This is a genomic window from Imperialibacter sp. EC-SDR9, from assembly GCF_902498805.1.
In the GTDB taxonomy this organism is placed as follows: domain Bacteria; phylum Bacteroidota; class Bacteroidia; order Cytophagales; family Cyclobacteriaceae; genus Imperialibacter.
This window is the reverse complement of sequence record NZ_LR701598.1, coordinates 1-17,698: the sequence shown is the minus strand read 5'-3', so window position 1 is coordinate 17,698 and position 17,698 is coordinate 1. Positions and strand designations below refer to the sequence as shown.

At 47.7% G+C, this 17,698-nt stretch carries 16 protein-coding genes; 9 read left to right on the top strand and 7 right to left on the bottom strand.

Annotated features, from left to right (window positions below; all coding sequences use genetic code 11):
- Positions 1-8: 8 nt before the first annotated feature.
- Together GC130_RS20300 and GC130_RS20295 are read right to left on the bottom strand one after the other, a co-directional pair.
- Positions 9-1,241: a type II toxin-antitoxin system HipA family toxin gene (locus GC130_RS20300; RefSeq protein WP_152000187.1), complete on the bottom strand. Its 1,233-nt coding sequence runs from the start codon at positions 1,239-1,241 to the stop codon at positions 9-11.
- Positions 1,238-1,543: a helix-turn-helix domain-containing protein gene (locus GC130_RS20295; RefSeq protein WP_152000186.1), complete on the bottom strand. Its 306-nt coding sequence runs from the start codon at positions 1,541-1,543 to the stop codon at positions 1,238-1,240. The genes GC130_RS20300 and GC130_RS20295 overlap by 4 nt, the downstream gene beginning before the upstream one ends.
- A gap of 280 nt (positions 1,544-1,823) precedes the next feature.
- Between GC130_RS20295 and GC130_RS28935 the strand changes: the two genes are divergently transcribed.
- The 4 genes from GC130_RS28935 to GC130_RS20275 all read left to right on the top strand — a co-directional run bounded on the left by GC130_RS28935 (position 1,824) and on the right by GC130_RS20275 (position 9,516).
- Positions 1,824-2,066, top strand: a complete 243-nt coding sequence (locus tag GC130_RS28935; RefSeq protein WP_152000185.1) for a hypothetical protein — start codon at positions 1,824-1,826, stop codon at positions 2,064-2,066.
- A 345-nt stretch (positions 2,067-2,411) separates the two neighbouring features.
- The gene (locus GC130_RS20285) at positions 2,412-4,835 is read left to right on the top strand and encodes an ABC transporter permease (RefSeq protein ID WP_152000184.1); all 2,424 of its coding nucleotides are present in this window, start codon (positions 2,412-2,414) and stop codon (positions 4,833-4,835) included.
- A 31-nt stretch (positions 4,836-4,866) separates the two neighbouring features.
- Complete coding sequence (locus tag GC130_RS20280; protein ID WP_152000183.1) at positions 4,867-7,224, top strand: ABC transporter permease; 2,358 nt, start codon at positions 4,867-4,869, stop codon at positions 7,222-7,224.
- A gap of 27 nt (positions 7,225-7,251) precedes the next feature.
- Positions 7,252-9,516, top strand: a complete 2,265-nt coding sequence (locus tag GC130_RS20275) for an ABC transporter permease (RefSeq protein WP_152000182.1) — start codon at positions 7,252-7,254, stop codon at positions 9,514-9,516.
- Between the two features lies 1 nt (position 9,517).
- Here GC130_RS20275 and GC130_RS20270 read toward each other — a convergent pair whose 3' ends face one another.
- Together GC130_RS20270 and GC130_RS20265 are read right to left on the bottom strand one after the other, a co-directional pair.
- On the bottom strand, positions 9,518-9,922 hold the full coding sequence (locus tag GC130_RS20270) for a putative toxin-antitoxin system toxin component, PIN family (protein WP_152000181.1): 405 nt from the start codon (positions 9,920-9,922) through the stop codon (positions 9,518-9,520).
- Positions 9,923-10,132, bottom strand: a complete 210-nt coding sequence (locus GC130_RS20265; RefSeq protein WP_152000180.1) for a hypothetical protein — start codon at positions 10,130-10,132, stop codon at positions 9,923-9,925.
- Positions 10,133-10,307: 175 nt separating this feature from the next.
- Here GC130_RS20265 and GC130_RS20260 point away from each other — a divergent pair, with 175 nt between their 5' ends.
- The 4 genes from GC130_RS20260 (at position 10,308) to GC130_RS20245 (ending at position 14,713) form a co-directional block, all read left to right on the top strand.
- Positions 10,308-12,776 (top strand): ABC transporter permease, encoded by a 2,469-nt coding sequence (locus GC130_RS20260; protein WP_152000179.1) that lies wholly within the window; start codon positions 10,308-10,310, stop codon positions 12,774-12,776.
- 106 nt (positions 12,777-12,882) lie between these two features.
- Positions 12,883-13,176 carry a type II toxin-antitoxin system HigB family toxin gene (locus tag GC130_RS20255; RefSeq protein ID WP_152000178.1) on the top strand — a complete coding sequence of 98 codons (294 nt, stop codon included), beginning with the start codon at positions 12,883-12,885 and terminating at the stop codon, positions 13,174-13,176.
- Positions 13,177-13,179: 3 nt separating this feature from the next.
- On the top strand, positions 13,180-13,536 hold the full coding sequence (locus GC130_RS20250; RefSeq protein WP_152000177.1) for a type II toxin-antitoxin system HigA family antitoxin: 357 nt from the start codon (positions 13,180-13,182) through the stop codon (positions 13,534-13,536).
- 283 nt (positions 13,537-13,819) lie between these two features.
- A complete protein-coding gene (locus tag GC130_RS20245; protein ID WP_152000176.1) occupies positions 13,820-14,713 on the top strand; it encodes a metallophosphoesterase in 894 nt (297 codons plus the stop codon).
- Between the two features lie 31 nt (positions 14,714-14,744).
- On the opposite strand, the gene GC130_RS20240 is transcribed toward GC130_RS20245, so the two are convergent.
- Positions 14,745-15,596 carry an AraC family transcriptional regulator gene (locus GC130_RS20240; RefSeq protein WP_152000175.1) on the bottom strand — a complete coding sequence of 284 codons (852 nt, stop codon included), beginning with the start codon at positions 15,594-15,596 and terminating at the stop codon, positions 14,745-14,747.
- A 356-nt stretch (positions 15,597-15,952) separates the two neighbouring features.
- Here GC130_RS20240 and GC130_RS20235 point away from each other — a divergent pair, with 356 nt between their 5' ends.
- Positions 15,953-16,828 carry a phytanoyl-CoA dioxygenase family protein gene (locus GC130_RS20235; protein WP_152000174.1) on the top strand — a complete coding sequence of 292 codons (876 nt, stop codon included), beginning with the start codon at positions 15,953-15,955 and terminating at the stop codon, positions 16,826-16,828.
- Positions 16,829-16,843: 15 nt separating this feature from the next.
- Here the strand turns inward: GC130_RS20235 and GC130_RS20230 are convergent, their stop codons facing one another.
- Together GC130_RS20230 and GC130_RS20225 are read right to left on the bottom strand one after the other, a co-directional pair.
- Positions 16,844-17,032 (bottom strand): hypothetical protein, encoded by a 189-nt coding sequence (locus GC130_RS20230; protein ID WP_152000173.1) that lies wholly within the window; start codon positions 17,030-17,032, stop codon positions 16,844-16,846.
- A 90-nt stretch (positions 17,033-17,122) separates the two neighbouring features.
- Positions 17,123-17,515 carry a hypothetical protein gene (locus tag GC130_RS20225; protein WP_152000172.1) on the bottom strand — a complete coding sequence of 131 codons (393 nt, stop codon included), beginning with the start codon at positions 17,513-17,515 and terminating at the stop codon, positions 17,123-17,125.
- Between the last annotated feature and the right edge of the window lie 183 nt (positions 17,516-17,698).

The window sequence follows — 17,698 nt, the reverse complement described above, 5'->3', positions numbered from 1 at the left end:
AGTAACTCTCAGATTAGCATCCTGGATTTAATCAATTTTATATTATTTTCCTTCACACCAAAGGTTCCTGCCAACTCTTTCCAATGAGAAAGTGCTTCAGCTGTCTGATCGATGATGGCTGTTACGTCAGTGCTGGAAAGGTGGGTTTGCTTCCCAAGCTGGATCAAATGAGGAATGGCAGGGGCTTGGCCTTCACCCATCACCATCGTGCTTTGATGACCTCCCGGGCCGGAAGAGAAGGTCAGGTCATAGGCAGGGGCGAGCGTCCAGTCTCCAGTTTGACCCATCAAAAACGAGAAATTTTTTCCATGGTCATCCCTGTTGTGAGCAAGCACATTGAAAACAGCCAGCCTGAACATTTTCTCCACTTCTCTGGCGTCTTTTGTGAGGGCCAGTGTTAGTTCAAGCAGGTTTTCATAATCCAACGCCGGCACCCTGAAATCGGCACGCAGCAGTCCACTGGCGGTGTGCATATGCCAACGCCGCCCTGGCGAGCAGTCGAATCGTTTGACAGCAAAATACCCAGGGCCTTTAGCAGCAGGAAAGAGGTAAGTGGCTGGCATGATCAGCCCCGCCTGTCGTGCCATCAGGGAGTAGATAAACTCAATGGCTCCGGCATCATCACCGTCGTTGGCGTTGGGAAACTTCACCATCCAGTGCTCATAGCCATCGGGCAGCCGGTGTTTTCCATGAATAATATTTTTTTTCTCCCCATCCAATCCCACCAGTACTTTTGGCCGTGCACCTGCTGAGGAGCCACCTAAGTCAATCAATTCCTTTAAGACCTCACTGGCCGCCCCATTCAGCACGTCCCGGGTCTGGTTGGCCAGTTTATTCAGGTCAAGCGGGCTATCGGACGCCTGGCTGCTGTGATCGGGTGCATACACCAAAGCGCCGGGACCGGTCGTGCCAACCATGGCCAGCCGGTCCAAAGGTGAAAATTCAGCAGGCTGTACACCCTGGCTTTTTAAAAAGCGATCCACGAGCAGGTGCCCCCAGCCGTCAGGCAGGCTGTCGTCAAACACGCCAGGCAATCCCTCAAAAAGAAATGGGTCGAAGCTGTGCAGCCCTGTTTGAAGGGGTAGTTTGAAAGGAGAAATGGGCAAGCCAAGCGCAAGAAAGGACTGGTTGTACTCGAAGTAAATTAGATTGTCCCGGATGGCCAGTCGCCCTACCGGAATCGTGTCGCTGGCAAACTGAAGGCCAACTCTTATTTCCTTCACTGGAGTGTAAGGGCTCATTTTTTCCAGCCTCGTTTGGGTGTTGTAGCCTTTTGGCCCTTCAGCACGTCGTCAATGGAAGAAAATGGAGGCTGACTGCTGGTTGTTGCCTCCAATATTTTCTCCAGGCAACCAAGGGCCATGCAAAGCTTAATAAATGAAAGGAGGGATAGTACACCCTTTTGCTCAAACTTTCGCAGCGTTGGCAAACTCAGGTCTGCTCTTTCCGCTAAACCTTCCTGGGTCAGTCCCTGCGCCAACCGCAGCGCTTTGATGTTCGCCGCAAGCTTTTGCTGTGCTTTTGGAATCGATATAAGTAACATTATTGTGTTAATTAATAGATAAATATACTAAATAATAATATGATAGTATTAATTAATAAGAATTATATTGAGGGTAGGCACGAGGATGCTCAAGCCCCAGTTGGCGCTGGTTTCAAGACGAATCGAAAAGGTTTTGAGGTTTTGGGTTCCCATCCAGGCTGATGTGTGAACTCTGAATCTCCCTTTCGTTTTGGCAGGGCAACCGCAGAATTAATTCTTGACCAAAAGCTAAGAAGCTGGTAAAACTGTTATAATTGGTAAGATCAAGTAACTTTATGCTATGGCAACTTTGGAAGTAAGCGATAAATCAATATCCCGATATTTTGGCTTTCTTAAGAATATGGATACCCAATCTAAGAAAAGGCTGATTATTGAATTGACCAATTCAATTGAACCAAAGAGAAACACGAAAAAGGGTATTGACCATTTGTTTGGAGCATGGGAAGATACCCGAACTGCTGAGGAGATGGTTTCTGACATCAGAGAATCAAGGGTTCAACATCATGAAATTAAGCGATTTTGATTTACTCATAGGATCCACCGCTATTGCTAACAAGTTAACCATGGTTACCCAAAACACGAGGGAATTTGAAAGACTCGAAGGGATTGAACTCGAAAACTGGGCAATAGGATAAACTGTTAATCACCCCACGAACGCTTGAACTATGTGCGTCCCCGACTCCCCGGGAGTCCGTTCAAGCACCAGAAAGATGAATCCCAATCGTTTCAAAATGAAACAATGAAGTGTTTCATTTTGGTGCACTTTGCTGCTGGTTTTCGTTGTAGTTACCTGATTTTTAGTATTTTGACGTTTGGCACATCTTATGGCATGTAAGAATCATCGGACCAAAACACTAAAAGAAGTCCCATGCTTTTCAACTACCTCAAAATAGCCTGGCGCAACATCACCAGAAACAAACTCCTCACTTTTATCAATGTGGGTGGGCTCGCTGTAGGCATCGCCACCAGTCTGCTGATTATGCAATATGTGGCTTTTGAGCAAAGCTACGACCAGTTTTTCGAAAACAAGGAGCGCATATTCAGGGTAGACTGGAGCATCAATCAGGAAGGTGAGACGGCATTGGCACTCCCAAAGGCAGCATCGGGTGCAGGCCCTAAGCTCGTTGCCGATTTTCCGGAGGTTGAATCAATGACCAGAATCTACAAAACCTTTAGCCCTGTGAATGTCAGTTATCAGGACAAGGTTTTTAATGAGGCGAAAATCTTGTTCGCCAGTCAGGGCTTCTTTACTGTGTTTTCCTTGCCGCTGGTGTCTGGTGAAAGGGAAAGTGTGCTGGACGGACCCAACAAGGTAGTGCTGAGCCAGTCGGCAGCCGATCGCTACTTTCCGGGCACCGATCCGCTCGGCAAAATTCTCCGCCTCAAGGAGGGCGACGATTGGGACATGAACCTGCAGGTGACGGGCGTGATGGAAGATATGCCGGCCAACACCCATATGGAGGGAGACCTGGTTATTTCCTTTGACACCTATATTCACCCAGGTTCTTATGCCGACGGGAGCTTTTACTGGGTGAACTTTTACACCTACCTGCTCACTGCTCCCGGCACTACAAAAGAGCAACTGAATGCCAAGCTGAACCCATGGCTGGCTGCCAACGAGGCCTTCAACGACTGGAGCGAAGGAGACAAGCCCACTGCAAGTGTGATGCCACTGGAGGATATTCATCTGCACTCGCACTATACACAGGAAATGAAGCCCAACGGCAGCTACCTGGTGGTTTCCATACTCATGGTGGCTGCGCTGGTGATATTGGTCATTGCCTGGCTCAACTATATCAACCTGAGCACTGCCAAGGGCCTGGAACGGGCCCGTGAAGTTGGCATCAAAAAAGTGGTTGGGGCTGGCAAGTACCAGCTCATGGGGCAGTTTTTGTTGGAGGCGCTGCTTATTAACCTGATGGGGCTTATCCTTGCAGTTACCATGTTTCAGTTTGCCCAGCCGCTGCTTCAGTCGGTGATACCCACCGCTGGAGGCTGGGGGGTGATGCTGGAAAGCGAACTGCTGCTTCCCATGGCAGCTGTCGTTGCCCTGGGCTCGTTTCTTGCGGGCTATTATCCTGCCAGGGTCATTTCATCCTACCAGCCAGTGGCTATTCTAAAGGGCCGGGTGGCGCATTCTACAGGTGGGGTACTTCTTCGCAGGACCATGGTGGCCGTGCAGTTTGGTCTGTCGTTGTCACTTTTGGTAACCACCTTTACCGTCAGGAACCAGGTAGACTTTATGTTTTCGCAGGACCTGGGTATCAACTTGGACCAGGTAGTGGTGGCGCTTGCCCCCGACGCTGTATCGGGCGATCAGGAGGAGAAGTTCCGATTGTTTCGTAACGAGCTGCTGTCGGGCAGGAGTGTTGTGAATGCATCCAGGAGTGTGGTGGTGCCGGGAGAACCAATTTTTTACAACTATGCGAGGCAGTTAGCGGAGGGGAAAGGTGCCAGCGACAAATATGGGCAGGGCGCTATTGATCCTTATTTTCTTTCACTTGTAGATATGGAGTTCGTAGCCGGGCGTGATTTCAACCCTGACCTTGAGACTGACAAGCGGGCCGTAGTTGTCAACGAATCGGCGCTGAAGCTGCTCCAGTATGCCGATGCCGAAGAAGCATTAGGAGAGACGATTCGCTACATGGATGACGACTTTGGCGCCTGGACTATCGTGGGTGTGGTGAAAGACCACCATCAGTATGGCTTGGGTAGCGAGATTGAGGCAATGATCTACTACCTGGACCAGCAGGCGCCTTCGTACTTCCTCTTTAAGATAGCTCCAGGCGCAACACAGCAGGCAGTGGCGGAAGTCCGGGAAGCCTATCAGGAGTTTTTTCCCGGCAACCCTTTCGACCACTATTTTCTTGATGAGTCGTTCGAGCAGCAGTATGCCGCCGACCAGCAAATTCAGCAGGCTTTCGGCGGCTTTTCCTTCATCGCCATCGTTATCGCCTGCCTAGGGCTGTTTGGTCTTGCTTCCTTTGAAGCCATCCAGCGCACGAAAGAAATAGGTATTCGGAAGGTGCTGGGCGCTTCGTTTTCTGGGCTTGCGGTGTTGTTTTCAAGTCGGTTTCTTGCGTTGCTGCTGATAAGCGCAGCGGTGGCGCTTCCTGTGTGTTACTTCCTGATGGAGGAATGGCTCAATAGCTATGCCTACCGAATGGAGCTGGGCTGGAGGGAATTTGCACTGCCGCTCGGAATACTGTTGGGTATAGCCATGATCACTTTGCTTTATCATACGCTTAAGACAGTGAGAGTGAATCCGGTGGAGGCTTTGAGGACAGAATAAGTTAAATTCAAGAAAGAAAAAGACTGTTAAAATGTTACAAAACTACTTTTTGATCGCCTGGCGCAATTTGCTCCGTCACAAGGGTTATGCATTTATCAATATCCTCGGACTGACAGTTGGCCTTGCTGCCAATGTTTTTATCCTCCTGTGGGTGACAGATGAATTGTCGTTCGACCGGTTTCATGCAAATGGTGACCGCATTTTCCAGGTGCTGGTCAATGGCGAATATCCGGATGGCAGTATTGAAACCTATGCGGCTACTCCCGCAAAATTGAAAGCCGTAATAGAAAGCCAAATTCCTGAAGTGGAATTAGCTACTCAATACAGCATGGAAACAGAGCTGTTGGTAAAGCATGAGTCCAATGCCTTCAATGAAAGTGGAATTTACGCCGACCCGGCGCTATTTGAGGTATTCAGTTTCCCCATCGTAAGTGGTGATCCCACCCAACCGCTCACCGACATTAAATCAATCGCTATCGCTGAGAACCTCGCCAAAAAGCTGTTCGAAAAGGAAGACCCCATTGGTAAAACGCTGCGCCTGGGAGAATCCAGCGAACTAATGGTCACCAGCGTTTTTGAAAATATTCCACAAAACTCAACCCTTCAGTTTGACTTTGTTGTTCCTTTTGAAGCTTTCGTCAAGGAAAATCCGTGGACACAAAACTGGAGAAGTGGCGGCAGCAAGACAGCGGTGATGTTGAAATCGGCTGACTCCAGGGATGCGGCCGACCAAAAGCTGTCTGGGCTGATTAAAAGCAACTGTGCCGATTGTTCAACCACCCCATTATTATTTCCCTACCTGAAGTCGAGGCTTTATTCGGAGTTTGAAAACGGGAACAACACCGGCGGAAGAATACAACAGGTTTTCCTTTTTGGTGCTGTGGCCCTCTTGATCCTTGTCATGGCTTGCATCAATTTCATGAACCTTTCAACGGCCCGTTCTGCTAATAGAAGCCGTGAAGTGGGCGTTAGGAAATCGATAGGTGCCCGAAAATCTGACCTCGTTATTCAGTTTATGACCGAGTCGGTGCTGCTGTCTTTCATTGCGCTGCTTTTCGCTATGGGGATTGTGCAGATGCTCCTTCCACTCTTTAACGACATCACTGCCAAGTCTATTGAATTAGACTTCACCAGTCCGGTGCTCACGTTTGGCATTCTTGGCGTGGCGGCTATTTGCGGATTACTCGCTGGAAGCTACCCGGCATTTGTTTTGTCAGCATTCCATCCTGCGAAAGTATTAAAGGGAAATACACAGGCCGGCCTCACAGGAAACACGCTGCGCAAAACACTTGTGGTAGTTCAATTCACCACGTCACTCATACTGATCATAGGGAGTATTACGGTGTACAAGCAAATTGTTTTCATCGGTGAAAGAAACCTTGGGTTTGAAAAGGAGAATATCATTGTCGTTGACCGCAATGAAGGCACAGACAAAAATTATCCAGCCATTAAAAATGATTTGAATCAGCTGGCTGCGGTGAAAAGCATAGCCTTTGGAGGCAATAATATATTTACTGTTCCCATTACGACCACCGATCCGGTGTGGGCTGGCAAGCCCGACAACTCCTCCATTACCTTCAAAATATACCGCTGCGATGCAGAGTTCATTCCGACAATGAATATCAGAATGCAAGGAGGTCGAAATTTTATTGGCGGTCAGGATGCCTCCAATTACATTATCAACAAGAAAGCTGCCGAGGTCATGGGATTGGATCTTGAACATGCGATAGGAGCAGACCTTGAAATGTGGAATGGAAAAGGGAAAGTTGTTGGTGTTACAGATGACTTTCACAACAACAATTTGAGGTTTGGCATAGAGCCCATGATATTCATGTATTCTGAAAATATCGGGTCACACTACTTCATCAAGCTAGGGGGGCAGGGGCCAGTTGCTGAAACTGTTGCCCAGGTGCAGGGCGTCTTTGAGCAGCACAACGCAGATTACCCTTTCGAATACACCTTTCTCGACGAAGTTTTTGACAGGGAATACCGAACAGAGGCAGTGGTGGGAAAGCTCTCACTGAGTTTTACAGTCATTGCCATCCTGATTTCTTGTTTGGGGCTCGTTGGCTTGGCGTCTTTCACCGCTGAAAGAAGAACCAAAGAATTAGGCATCCGAAAAGTAATGGGAGCATCCGTTTGGGGCCTTGTTGTTATGCTGGGCAATGATTTTATAGCCCTCTTTAGCTTTAGCCTACTCGCTGGCCTCCCGGTTGCCTGGTATTTAGTCAACGAATACTTGTCGGACTATGCCTTCCGAACCCAAATCAGCTGGAGCACTTACCTCTCCACATCGCTTGTCATGTTGCTTGTCACGTTGCTTTCCGTAGGCTACCAATCGGTCAAAGCCGCTTCAGCCAATCCAGTGGACTCCTTACGGAATGAATAAATCGACCATTTTAAAAACCAACCACCTATGCTAAAAAACCACATACTTCTCGCCTTCCGCCACCTGAAAAAGGAAAAGGGCTATACGCTGTCAAGCATTGTCGGGCTGGCGCTGGCTTTTACAGCTTGTTTTTTTACGTTCAGTTTTATTTGGCATGAGTACAGCGCAGATCGTCATTTTGCTGATCCGAAGCATACTTATCGCCTTAAGAACAACGACGCCATCGATTCACCGATTAGGTTTCCAGTCCTTCCCATCTCAAATGCACAGTACATGGAGGATCATTTCCCAGAGGTGAATTTTAGTGTGCCTGTTTATCAGGAGGGAGGGGAGCAAGAAATAACCGTGAAAGGTAAAATGTTCACCGAAAAGCTATGGGCCTACACTGAAGCAGAAGCTGTCTTGCTGTTTGATTCAAGTTATTTTGATATAAAAAACAGCTTTGAGCCTGGGACTGTACTTCTCAATCATTCCACAGCAATGAAACTGTTTGGAAGTGTAGACCCTGTCGGAGAGGCAATCGATCTGAAAGAAGGGAAGTACACGGTAGCTGGCACTTTTAAGGATTTCCCTACCAATTCTCACTTGACGGTCAACGTATTGGCCATTCCGCTTCCAAGCAAAAAGATGGAATATTCGCAAGGCCTGGTGTATGTGAATATCAGGCCCGACGCCGATATAGTAGCCCTGAACCAAAAAGTAGATGAGGAGTCAGCGAACATGGACAAGTTTATTGACGTGATTCGTTATACGCTTGTTAGTGTAGAAAATATGTACTTGGTGGAGATGGATAATGGGCCACTTTTACGAAGCGCTAACCAGGAAATGATTAATATGCTGGGCATGATCTCAACGATCATTCTTTTTATTTCCATTTTCAATATTATCAATCTTACTCAGGTCAAAACGCTCTTTCGTGGCAGAGAAATGGGCGTGAAAAAGGTACTGGGCATTACTCCTGCCCAAATGCTGCTACAGTTTTTGGTGGAGTCAGCGGTCGTTGTTTTTCTGGCTGCTATGTTAAGTGTCTCTTTCATACAATTCACCAGTGGGGAGGTTTTGCCCTACTTGAAGATCGATAGTTCTGCTTTTGATGTAAGCGCTACTTTTCTTGTAATGCTCATGGTGAGCGTCACTGCTCTGCTAGCAGGGATTCAAGGTGCACTCTTTAGTAAAGTACTACCGAAGGACGTTATCGCTGGCAAGTTCAAACTGGGCGAGCGCAGATGGCTGCTCAAGTCGATGGTTGGGCTACAGTTCTTGATCGCTTGCACACTCATCGGAGGCACCTTGCTGGTTGATAAACAGACCGATTACATTATGGCCAAGCCACTGGGTTTTGCCATCGATGACTTGTGGTATATCCCCAGTCCATCTGCTGAAACGGATTTACGCCTGCTGCGAGATCGACTTCTTACTATCCCAGAGGTGCAAAGCGCTACTATTTCCAGCGGACTTCCATTCGTCGGAACGGGCGGAATTCTGCAACCTGTAGGGGAGCAAAAAGAGCTTGAGTTTGTCGCCTATATTTCGATTGACAAGAACTTTCTCAATACGCTTAACGTGTCATTTGAAAGAGAACCGATCTTTTTGCCCGACACAGGTTTCATTGTGAATGAAGCCCTGATCAATAGACAGGATCTTTATCCCGAACCGGAATCCAGGGAAGCCTTTTTGGGAGTTGTGTCCGATTTTCATTTTAACAGCCTGGCATCGCCAATCGGGCCTTTGTTGATGTCTTTGGAAGACCCATCCTCGGGGTACCTGACCATGCGCATCGATGAGCGTGCCAAAACAACGGCGCAGACCAAAGTTAAGGCCGAATGGGATCGGCTGTATGATGGTCGTCCGTTTGAGCTCCTGGCTCTTTCCGATATTTACTTGCAGAAACACCACGAGGCGAGCGAGTTGGCGGTGGTATTGAAAGCGCTGTCTTTTGTTGCCGTTTTTATCTCCTGCATAGGATTGGCCTCGCTCACAGGTTTCTTTGTGCGAAAGCGTTTCAAAGAGATTGCCATCCGAAAAGTGTTAGGTGCAACGATTGAACAAGTAATTCGACAGGTAAATGTTGGATACGTAGCATGGATAGGTGGCGCAACAGGTCTGTCGATGCTGGTTGTTTACTACTACGGCACAGAGTGGTTGGCAGGCTATGCTTACGCCACCACATTGGACGCCTGGGTGATGCTGGCTCCAGGTGTTTTACTCATAGTAATTTCGTCTGCGATCATGGTTCTCCAAACATGGAAGACCGCCGCAACTAATCCGGTGGAGGCTTTAAGGACGGAGTAGATCAGATGAATTGCCTGACGAATTCAGCCGGAAAAATGATCGGAACGTTCCGAAAGGGATGGAGGTCGAGAAGCGCCTTGTCACCGGTTACTATGCAGTCCGCTTGGCCAGCGATGGCCAGTTCGAGGTACATGTCGTCTTTGGGATCAGGGCAGGCGGTTATTTTTTCAGAGGTTTCTACTTGTTGGGCGACAGCCGCAATTTGTATAAGCAGATTGTCGGGTTCTCTGTCGGGAAAGTATTTCTTGAACTTGGGCCTTTTTAAGACTTCTGATATTTCAGAATACACTTCATCTGAGACCAGAATTTCACAATTTATGATTACCCAGTTCACCACCCTTCTCGACAATGAGTCTTCCAGTAAAGAAGCACTGACAACTGTATTGCAATCTAAGACAATTCGCAATTACTTGTCATTTAGCAGTTCATTGAGCTTTTCTTCTGTCAACCCCTGGGCTTTGGCATGTTCCCTGATACGCCTCATACTTTCTAACAGCGCCTGTTTCGGGTCAAGCCACTCTGAAATGCGCTGCTCCAACTCCCTCATTTTATCTTCAGGAAGGTTTTCCAGCTTAGCAGCAATATCATCTTTGACCTTTAAAGCAACAGTTCTCATTTTGGCTGCGGTTTTGATTGTAAATAAGAAACTCTATACAAATATAATAAATTCCTTTAAGGCCGCCGTTCCCGATAGATGGTTCATCGGCTATTGGCTGAAACTAAAAAAAGACGCCCGAACTAATCCTGTGGAGGCTTTACGGACGGAATAACGTATAGACAAAAGCCAGACTATGCTCACCAACTACCTTAAAATCGCTTTCCGCAACCTGCTCCGGCATAAGACCACCTCGGCCATAGCCATTTTCGGTCTCGGACTGGCGTTGGCTGCCGCCCTTCTCATCGGACAATATGTTCGCTTCGAACTCAGCTACGACCGGTTTCATGGTACTGATATTGATCGGACTTATCGCATTTTCTCCAGAGACTTTTCCAGTGGCGCCTTGCAGTACGAAGCCGCCACCTCTCCCGCTGTGCTTGCCACTTCTTTACTCAATACTCCACAGGTGGAAGCCATCACCAGGCTATGCGGCAGTTCCAGCTTTTCCAATGTGCTGTCGTACAACAACGGGGAAGAAGTCAGGAGCTTTAACACCAGTCATACCTATTTTGCTGAATCATCGTTCTTCGATTTTTTTGACTTTCCATTGCTCAAAGGAAGCAAAGAAGCATTGGATCAGCCTTTTCAGGTAATCATCTCCGAGTCGATGGCCTTGAAGTTTTTTGGTGCTGATGACCCCATGGGCAAAACGATGAAGCGGCATACGAGCATGGATGACGTAGAGTACACGGTGGCGGGAGTGTTAAAAGACCTGCCAGCTAACACCCATATGGCTGTCAACTTTTTGTTTTCTTTTCCCACATTGGCACAAACGGAAAGAGGAAGGGAGGATTTAAACGACTGGAATGCAGAATATTTTTACTCTTATATAAAGCTATGGAAAGGCAGCCATCCGGAAGATCTTTCAGAGCAGTTGCTGGAATTTGAGAACGAGTGGCTGGGTAAGTATGGCATGGCCGCAGATAAACTGCACCCACGCTGGCACATGCAGCCGGTCGTTGATATTCATTTGAATTCACAGTTGATGGAAGAAATGAAAACCAATAACTCGGCTGCTGATGTTTACTTTCTTGTAGCCATAGCGCTGTTCGTGCTGGTGATCGCCTGGGTCAACCATATCAATCTGTCGATGTTCTCGGCCCTGAGCCGGGGTAAGGAAGTAGGTGTGAGGAGGCTGATCGGTGCTGGCAAGTGGCAGCTTATTCAGCAGTTTGTAGCAGAGGCTTTCGTAGTCAACCTGTTAGCTCTGACGGTTGCTTTTACCGTGGTGCAGGTAAGCTCCGGCTGGTTTCAGGCCATAGCAGGTAGTCCGTTTGGGTTGTTCTGGAAAGACGATACTATGCTAGCGGTGTGCGCCCTACTTTTCGTAGTGAGTGGAGCCATCTCGTCGCTGGTGCCCTTTTTTTTGCTGCAAAATAAACAGCTCGCCTCGATGTTGAAAGGAAGGATGAGCAACGTGGCCGGAGGAGGCCTCCGGTCTGCTTTGATGGTGGTGCAGTTTGCTGCCAGCCTTTTTATCATTGTGGGCACGGCAGCGGTATACGGTCAGCTGCGGTTCATGCACAACATGAAGCTCGGGATTGACATTGAGAATACGTTGGTACTAACAACCCCTTCCTTGGTCGACTCGACCTACCTGTCGCAACTCGATGTGTTTAAGAATGAGCTCCAGCAATATCCCGGCATTCGGGCGGTATCTACGTCTGCGTTTTTGCCAGGTAGTGAGAATGCCTGGCAGCAACGATTTTGGAAGCCGGAAAGTGGTAGCGATGAGGCTGTATTGATGACATTCAATGTGGTGGATGATAGTTTTGTCGACGTGTTTGGGGTGGAAATCGTAGAGGGAAGAGACTTTCTTCCTACCGAGCAGCGGGCCGGAGATTTTGGCGAAGCACTGGAAAGCATCCTGATCAACGAAAAGGCAGCGCTGGCGCATAGCTTTGCCAGCGCAAGGGAGGCGGTAGGTAGCGAGCTGGTATCGAAAGGGGTTCGCTGCAAGATTGTAGGGGTAGTGAAAGACTTTCATCAGGAGTCACCAAAGGCTGCCATTCCGCCCACCATGTTTGTGCTGGACAATATCAACAGCACTTTTTATGCCGTCAAACTCAATTTTCCGGCCAGTGACCTTAATAGCGAATCACTGACAGCCGCACTTGCATTTATAGAAGGAAAGTGGGACGAGGTATTCCCCAACAACCCCTTCGACTATTTCTTGCTGGAGAACAGGTACGAGCAGCAATATGCCTCCGAAGACCGGCTGTCAACACTGCTGGGGGTTTTCTCAGGCCTCTCTATTTTCATTTCCTGCCTGGGACTGTTTGGCCTCGTGTCGCTCACCATTGCCCAACGAACCAAGGAAATTGGCATCCGAAAGGTGCTGGGCGCTTCCGTTGCTGATCTTCTACTTTTGTTGTCCAGCCGCTTTATTACGCTCGTTGCGTTGGCCGTAATAGTCACACTACCCATCACCTTTTGGCTGGTAAATGAATGGTTGCAAAACTACGCCTACGCTATGCGCTTGGAGTGGTGGCTATTTGCGCTGCCGGGGGCAGGACTGGTATTGCTGGCCCTGGCAGTGGTGGTTGTCGAAGCCATCCCAAAGGCACAAGCCAATCCGGTAGATTCGCTGAGGATGGAGTGATTTAAATGTTTAGGCAGTAGACTTTCGTTGAGACGCTTGGCTAAATCTCCTGCTGGTTACCAGTTTGGTAACTTTTCCATATATTTGCTGTTGTATGTAAAGATTGATGAGAGTAGTTGCCAAAAAAATACTTCGTGAATTCTGGGAGAAGCATAATGATTCGGAACAGCAACTAAAGACCTGGTACAAGGAAGCCTCAAAAGCTGATTGGTCAGACCCGACTGACATCAAGGGTGACTATGCAAGTCCAAGTATTCTAAAAAGTGGTCGAGTGGTTTTCAATATTTGTGGCAATAAGTATCGCCTGATTGTTGATGTAAACTATGTGAGAAAGTGGGCCTTTATTCGATTCATTGCCACACATGCAGATTATGATAAGGTAGACGCCGATAGAATTTGACTTATGGATATTAAAGTAATAAAGACAGAAGGTGACTATCAGCTGGCACTCAAACGCCTGGAGGTTATATTTCATGCACCAGCCGATTCAAAAGAAGGCGATGAAGCAGAAATACTGTCCATCCTGATTGAAAAGTACGAGAACGAACATTATCCCATTGCAGCACCTGACCCAATCGAAGCTATCAAATTCCGAATGGAACAGATGGGCATGGATAACCAGGATTTGGCTGAGATCATCGGATACAAAAGCCGTGTGTCGGAGATTTTTAGCAGAAAGAGAAAGCTGACCCTGAAGATGATAAGGAACCTGCATGAGAAACTAAACATTCCTTATGAGTCGTTAATGGCTGACTATTAGGTTATTGTTAATGTGCAGTCCTGTACTTAGGCTTTCTCGGCGAGTTGACCTAAACGTTTTCGATACTGCGCTGGTTTGTTTCCAGTAAAGCGCTTTGCCGATTTCTGTTAAGGCCTTAGTGAGCTTTCGTTAAGCGCTTAGCTGAATTCCATTAAGCGCTTAGTGAGAACCCGTTAAGCGCTTATGGGGAAACGATGGGAAGTGTTTCATATTGAATCCCTGTTGTCGCTGTAGGTAATTTCTGTTAATTTGACGTAATGTTTGGCCATCGACCGTTATTCTTATGATCACCCGCCGTCTTTTTCTCAAATCCACTCTAATCACTTTGCCAACCATCGGAATTATTGGCAATGCCATGGCTGCCAAAAAGCCTAAAGTCCGTTTTGGCGTAGTCACCGACTCCCATTATGCCGACCGGGATCCAGGCGGTATTCGGTACTACCGGGAGTCGCTGGAAAAGATGGCCGAGTTTACCGAGGTGATGAACAGGGAAAAAGTCGATTTCGTGATACATCTTGGAGATTTCAAAGATGAAGACACCAACAGGAGGGAGGAAGACACCTTGAAATACCTGCAGAACCTGGAGGCGGTGTATGCACAATTCAAAGGCCCCCGCTTCCATGTCATAGGCAACCACGATGTGGACAGCATCAGCAAAGCACAGTTTATAGCCAATGTGGAGAATACCGGCATCGACTCGGGCCTTGGCTACTATTCGTTTGACAAGAAAGGTTTTCACTTTATAGTGCTCGACCCCAACTTCCATCCTGACGGCACTGACCACAACAAAGGCGATTTTGAATGGTTTGAGTCGACTGTTCCCCAACCTCAGATGGATTGGTTGAAGGCTGACCTCGGAGCAACCAAGCTGCCCACGGTGGTGTTTGTTCACCACTCACTTTATGAGCTACCCGATGAGACTATGCATGTAGAGAATTCAGTAGCTGTGAGGAGCATGTTAGAGCATTCCGGTAAAGTGACGGCAGTCTTTCATGGCCATTGCCACAGGGAGGGTTATTCCAGTATCAATGGTATTCACTACACGCTTTTGCCTGCCATGGTCGAAAACAGCGGGCCGGAGAACAATGCTTATGCCATCATTGAAGGGTTTGGCAATGGTGACCTGGAGTTGACTGGTTATCGAAAGACGAGAAGCAGGTCTTATCCTGCGACATAAGCCGGATCAGGAACTCTGCCCGCCTTGCTGGCTAACCAACATGCTTCTTCCGGAACCCAGTAGGGCTCAGTCCCGTGATTCGCTTGAACTGCTTGTTAAAATGGGGAATGGTGCTGTAGCCCGACTGCAGACAGACTTCGGTGATGCTGAGTTCAGTATCGATCAAAAGCCTGCTGGCGTGGCCTATCCTGAACTCATTCACAAACTCGATGAAAGTCTTCTTAGCCCTTTTCTTGAAATACCGACAAAAAGCCTGAGGCGTTTGGTGAAGTAAGTTGGCAACAGGGTCAAGTCGAATCACTTCCGAGAAATGTTGCCTTACGTACTCAAACACAATCGTCATTTTTTCCGCATCTTTTGCCGTTGTGTGGTGCGCATAACCAACGCTGGCAAGCGTTCTCGCCTCGTTAGAAGTAGCCAGGAGTTGAAGTGTTTCCATGAGGCCAAGTACTTTGCTAAATGGGTCGGCATTTACCATGTGTGCCAATTTTTGTCCAACCCTTTTGGAGAGCTCCAATGGAAATGCCACACCGTAGCTGGCTTTTTCGAAAAGTTGCCGGATGGTGGCAAACTCAGGAGAGCTAAGCAAGCTGTTGTTGAGCATCCCCTCGGAAAAATGTACGACTATTGCCTCACTTCTGCCGGACTGATTAGAAGGGTTCTGCCAAATATGTGGAAGGTTCGACCCCAGCAGCACCAGATCGTTTTCTACGAACTCCTCAATACTGTTGCCCACAAATCTCGTTCCCCGGCTTTTGATAATATAAGTGAGCTCCATTTCCGGGTGAAAGTGCCACGGAGCATCGAACTCCGGGAGGTTCAGCGCACGAATTATTAGTGACTGACCTTCTTCCAGGTCTACTTTTTCAAAGATGGCTTTCATCCGTTATCGATGCAATGCTTGTTTATATTACGTGAGTTCGATATAAGAATGTCGTCATTCCGGAAAATATTGGCCTAAAATCAAAATGGGCCAATATTTATCCGGAATCTCATATGTCTTGAGGCGGAGATTGCGGATAATTTTCTTCAGATCAGAAAAATATCTGAAGAAAATTTCCGCAATGACGCCCTCGGTGATGTTTTGTTACTTTCTTATATCGAACTCACGTTATATTACCAATAATACGACTATGTATCAATAATAGGGTTAAAATAAGTTAACTAAATGCCAAAATTGACGTAGAGGGCTGTCGGAAAAGGTGGTACTTTTAAATGAGCATTAGTAATTTATAGTATATGAGTAGTGTTGCAGATTTGGCCGGGGTTCATGAATTGGTAAGTCGGCTGTTTGAGTGGCCCGAAACTGAAAAGGAATGGGAACAATACAAACTCAGCGACGAACAGGTAGCCTTCTTCAAGGAGAACGGTTATTTAGCCAACGTGAAATTACTCAACAGTATTCAGGTAGAATCACTCCGCAATGAACTTGAGGAGATTGCAGACCCTAACCACCCCGGCCACCATCTGTTCTACGAGTTCCATTCCAACGAATCCACTGACCCTTCGAAGGTACTTTTCCATGCCCTGGGTGCATGGCGGGTGACCCCTGGTTTTCACGACGTGCTGTGGAACCCCGCTTTCGTGATGGCCGCCAGTCAGCTACTGGGTGGGTCAGTTCGCTTCTGGCACGACCAGCTTTTTTGCAAACCAGCCAAACATGGCGGTGTGGTAGCCTGGCATCAGGACTACTCGTACTGGACACGCACCAAACCTATGGAACACCTCACTTGCTGGGTAGGACTCGACGATGCCGATGTGGACAACGGCTGCCTGTACTATGTGCCCGGCAGCCATAGGTGGGGTTTGCTCGACAAGCCTGACCTGGCAGGGGATATGAACGGTTTGGATCAGTACCTGACCGAAGAGCAGAAAAGCCAGTTCAAGCCTATTCCCATTGAAATGAAAATGGGGCATGGTACTTTCCATCACCCCTTGCTGGTGCATGGATCCTACGAAAACAAAACAGACAGGCAGCGCAGGGCATACGTCACCAATGTGTTCAAAGACGGCACAAGATCGGATGCCGACACGCCGTTGCTTTCCGGAGCCGACGTTGTTCCACAAGGGCAAAAGATGGAGGGGAAGTTTTTCCCGCTCCTTTATCGGGCTTGATACATCGAAGGTGAATCACTTCACTTCCTGAAGTCTGGTGTCCTCGTCCTCTTCTTTCTTAACTACTTGTTCGGTTTTTACGCCCTCTTCATTTTCTATCCTTTTCGGTTTGAAAATATTGGGATCTATGCCCATGCCAAATCCGCTGAGCAATATGAACAGCACCAGCCCTGCTGTTCGCAGGTATTTTTTAAACTTCTTCATGAAGCGTAGTAATAAAATGAAAGGCCGTAAGGGCTCAATCAGTTAGTAAATAATAGAGAAAGGGTGGCACAGAGGCCGTGGAGGGAATTCTCAGGAATGGGCGACTGCTTCCTGATCGTAAGTGAAATAGGAATGGTAGCGATCCAACGAAAGTTGGCTAGCTTTTATTTCCAGGGTGTGGTAGGTTGCCTGGATGAACCGGTTGTTAGATGCCCTATCGTCTAGTCTGGAAATAGCCAACAAGTAAATTTTGCAGCAATTGGATCGAAAAAAGCTTTGATGGTAATCGGCTACTGCTTGTTTGTAGGAATGGTAGCGGGTGGCTGAAGTACTCGACACCAGCTCGGTTTTTGGAGTGTCTGGAAGGTTCTGATTAGCAAATGCCGGGGCAGAACTTAAACCAAAGGGCACTACCAGAATGGAGAGGGCAAATGTTACCACTCTTGTAATGGATTGGGCTATTTGGTTTGCGAAATGAGACATGTGACAGTAAAGATACCTAGTTTTTTCGAAAAGATTAGTGACAAGGAACCACGTACCAGGGCAATCGCATTTAAACCTTGAGTAATTCTTCTCTGAAAGCAGGGTTGAATGCAGCTCTGTTTCTTTTCTGGGTTCTAGGTAATTTGATTTGACAATCTTCGAGTAAGGATAGCGCTACTTTGG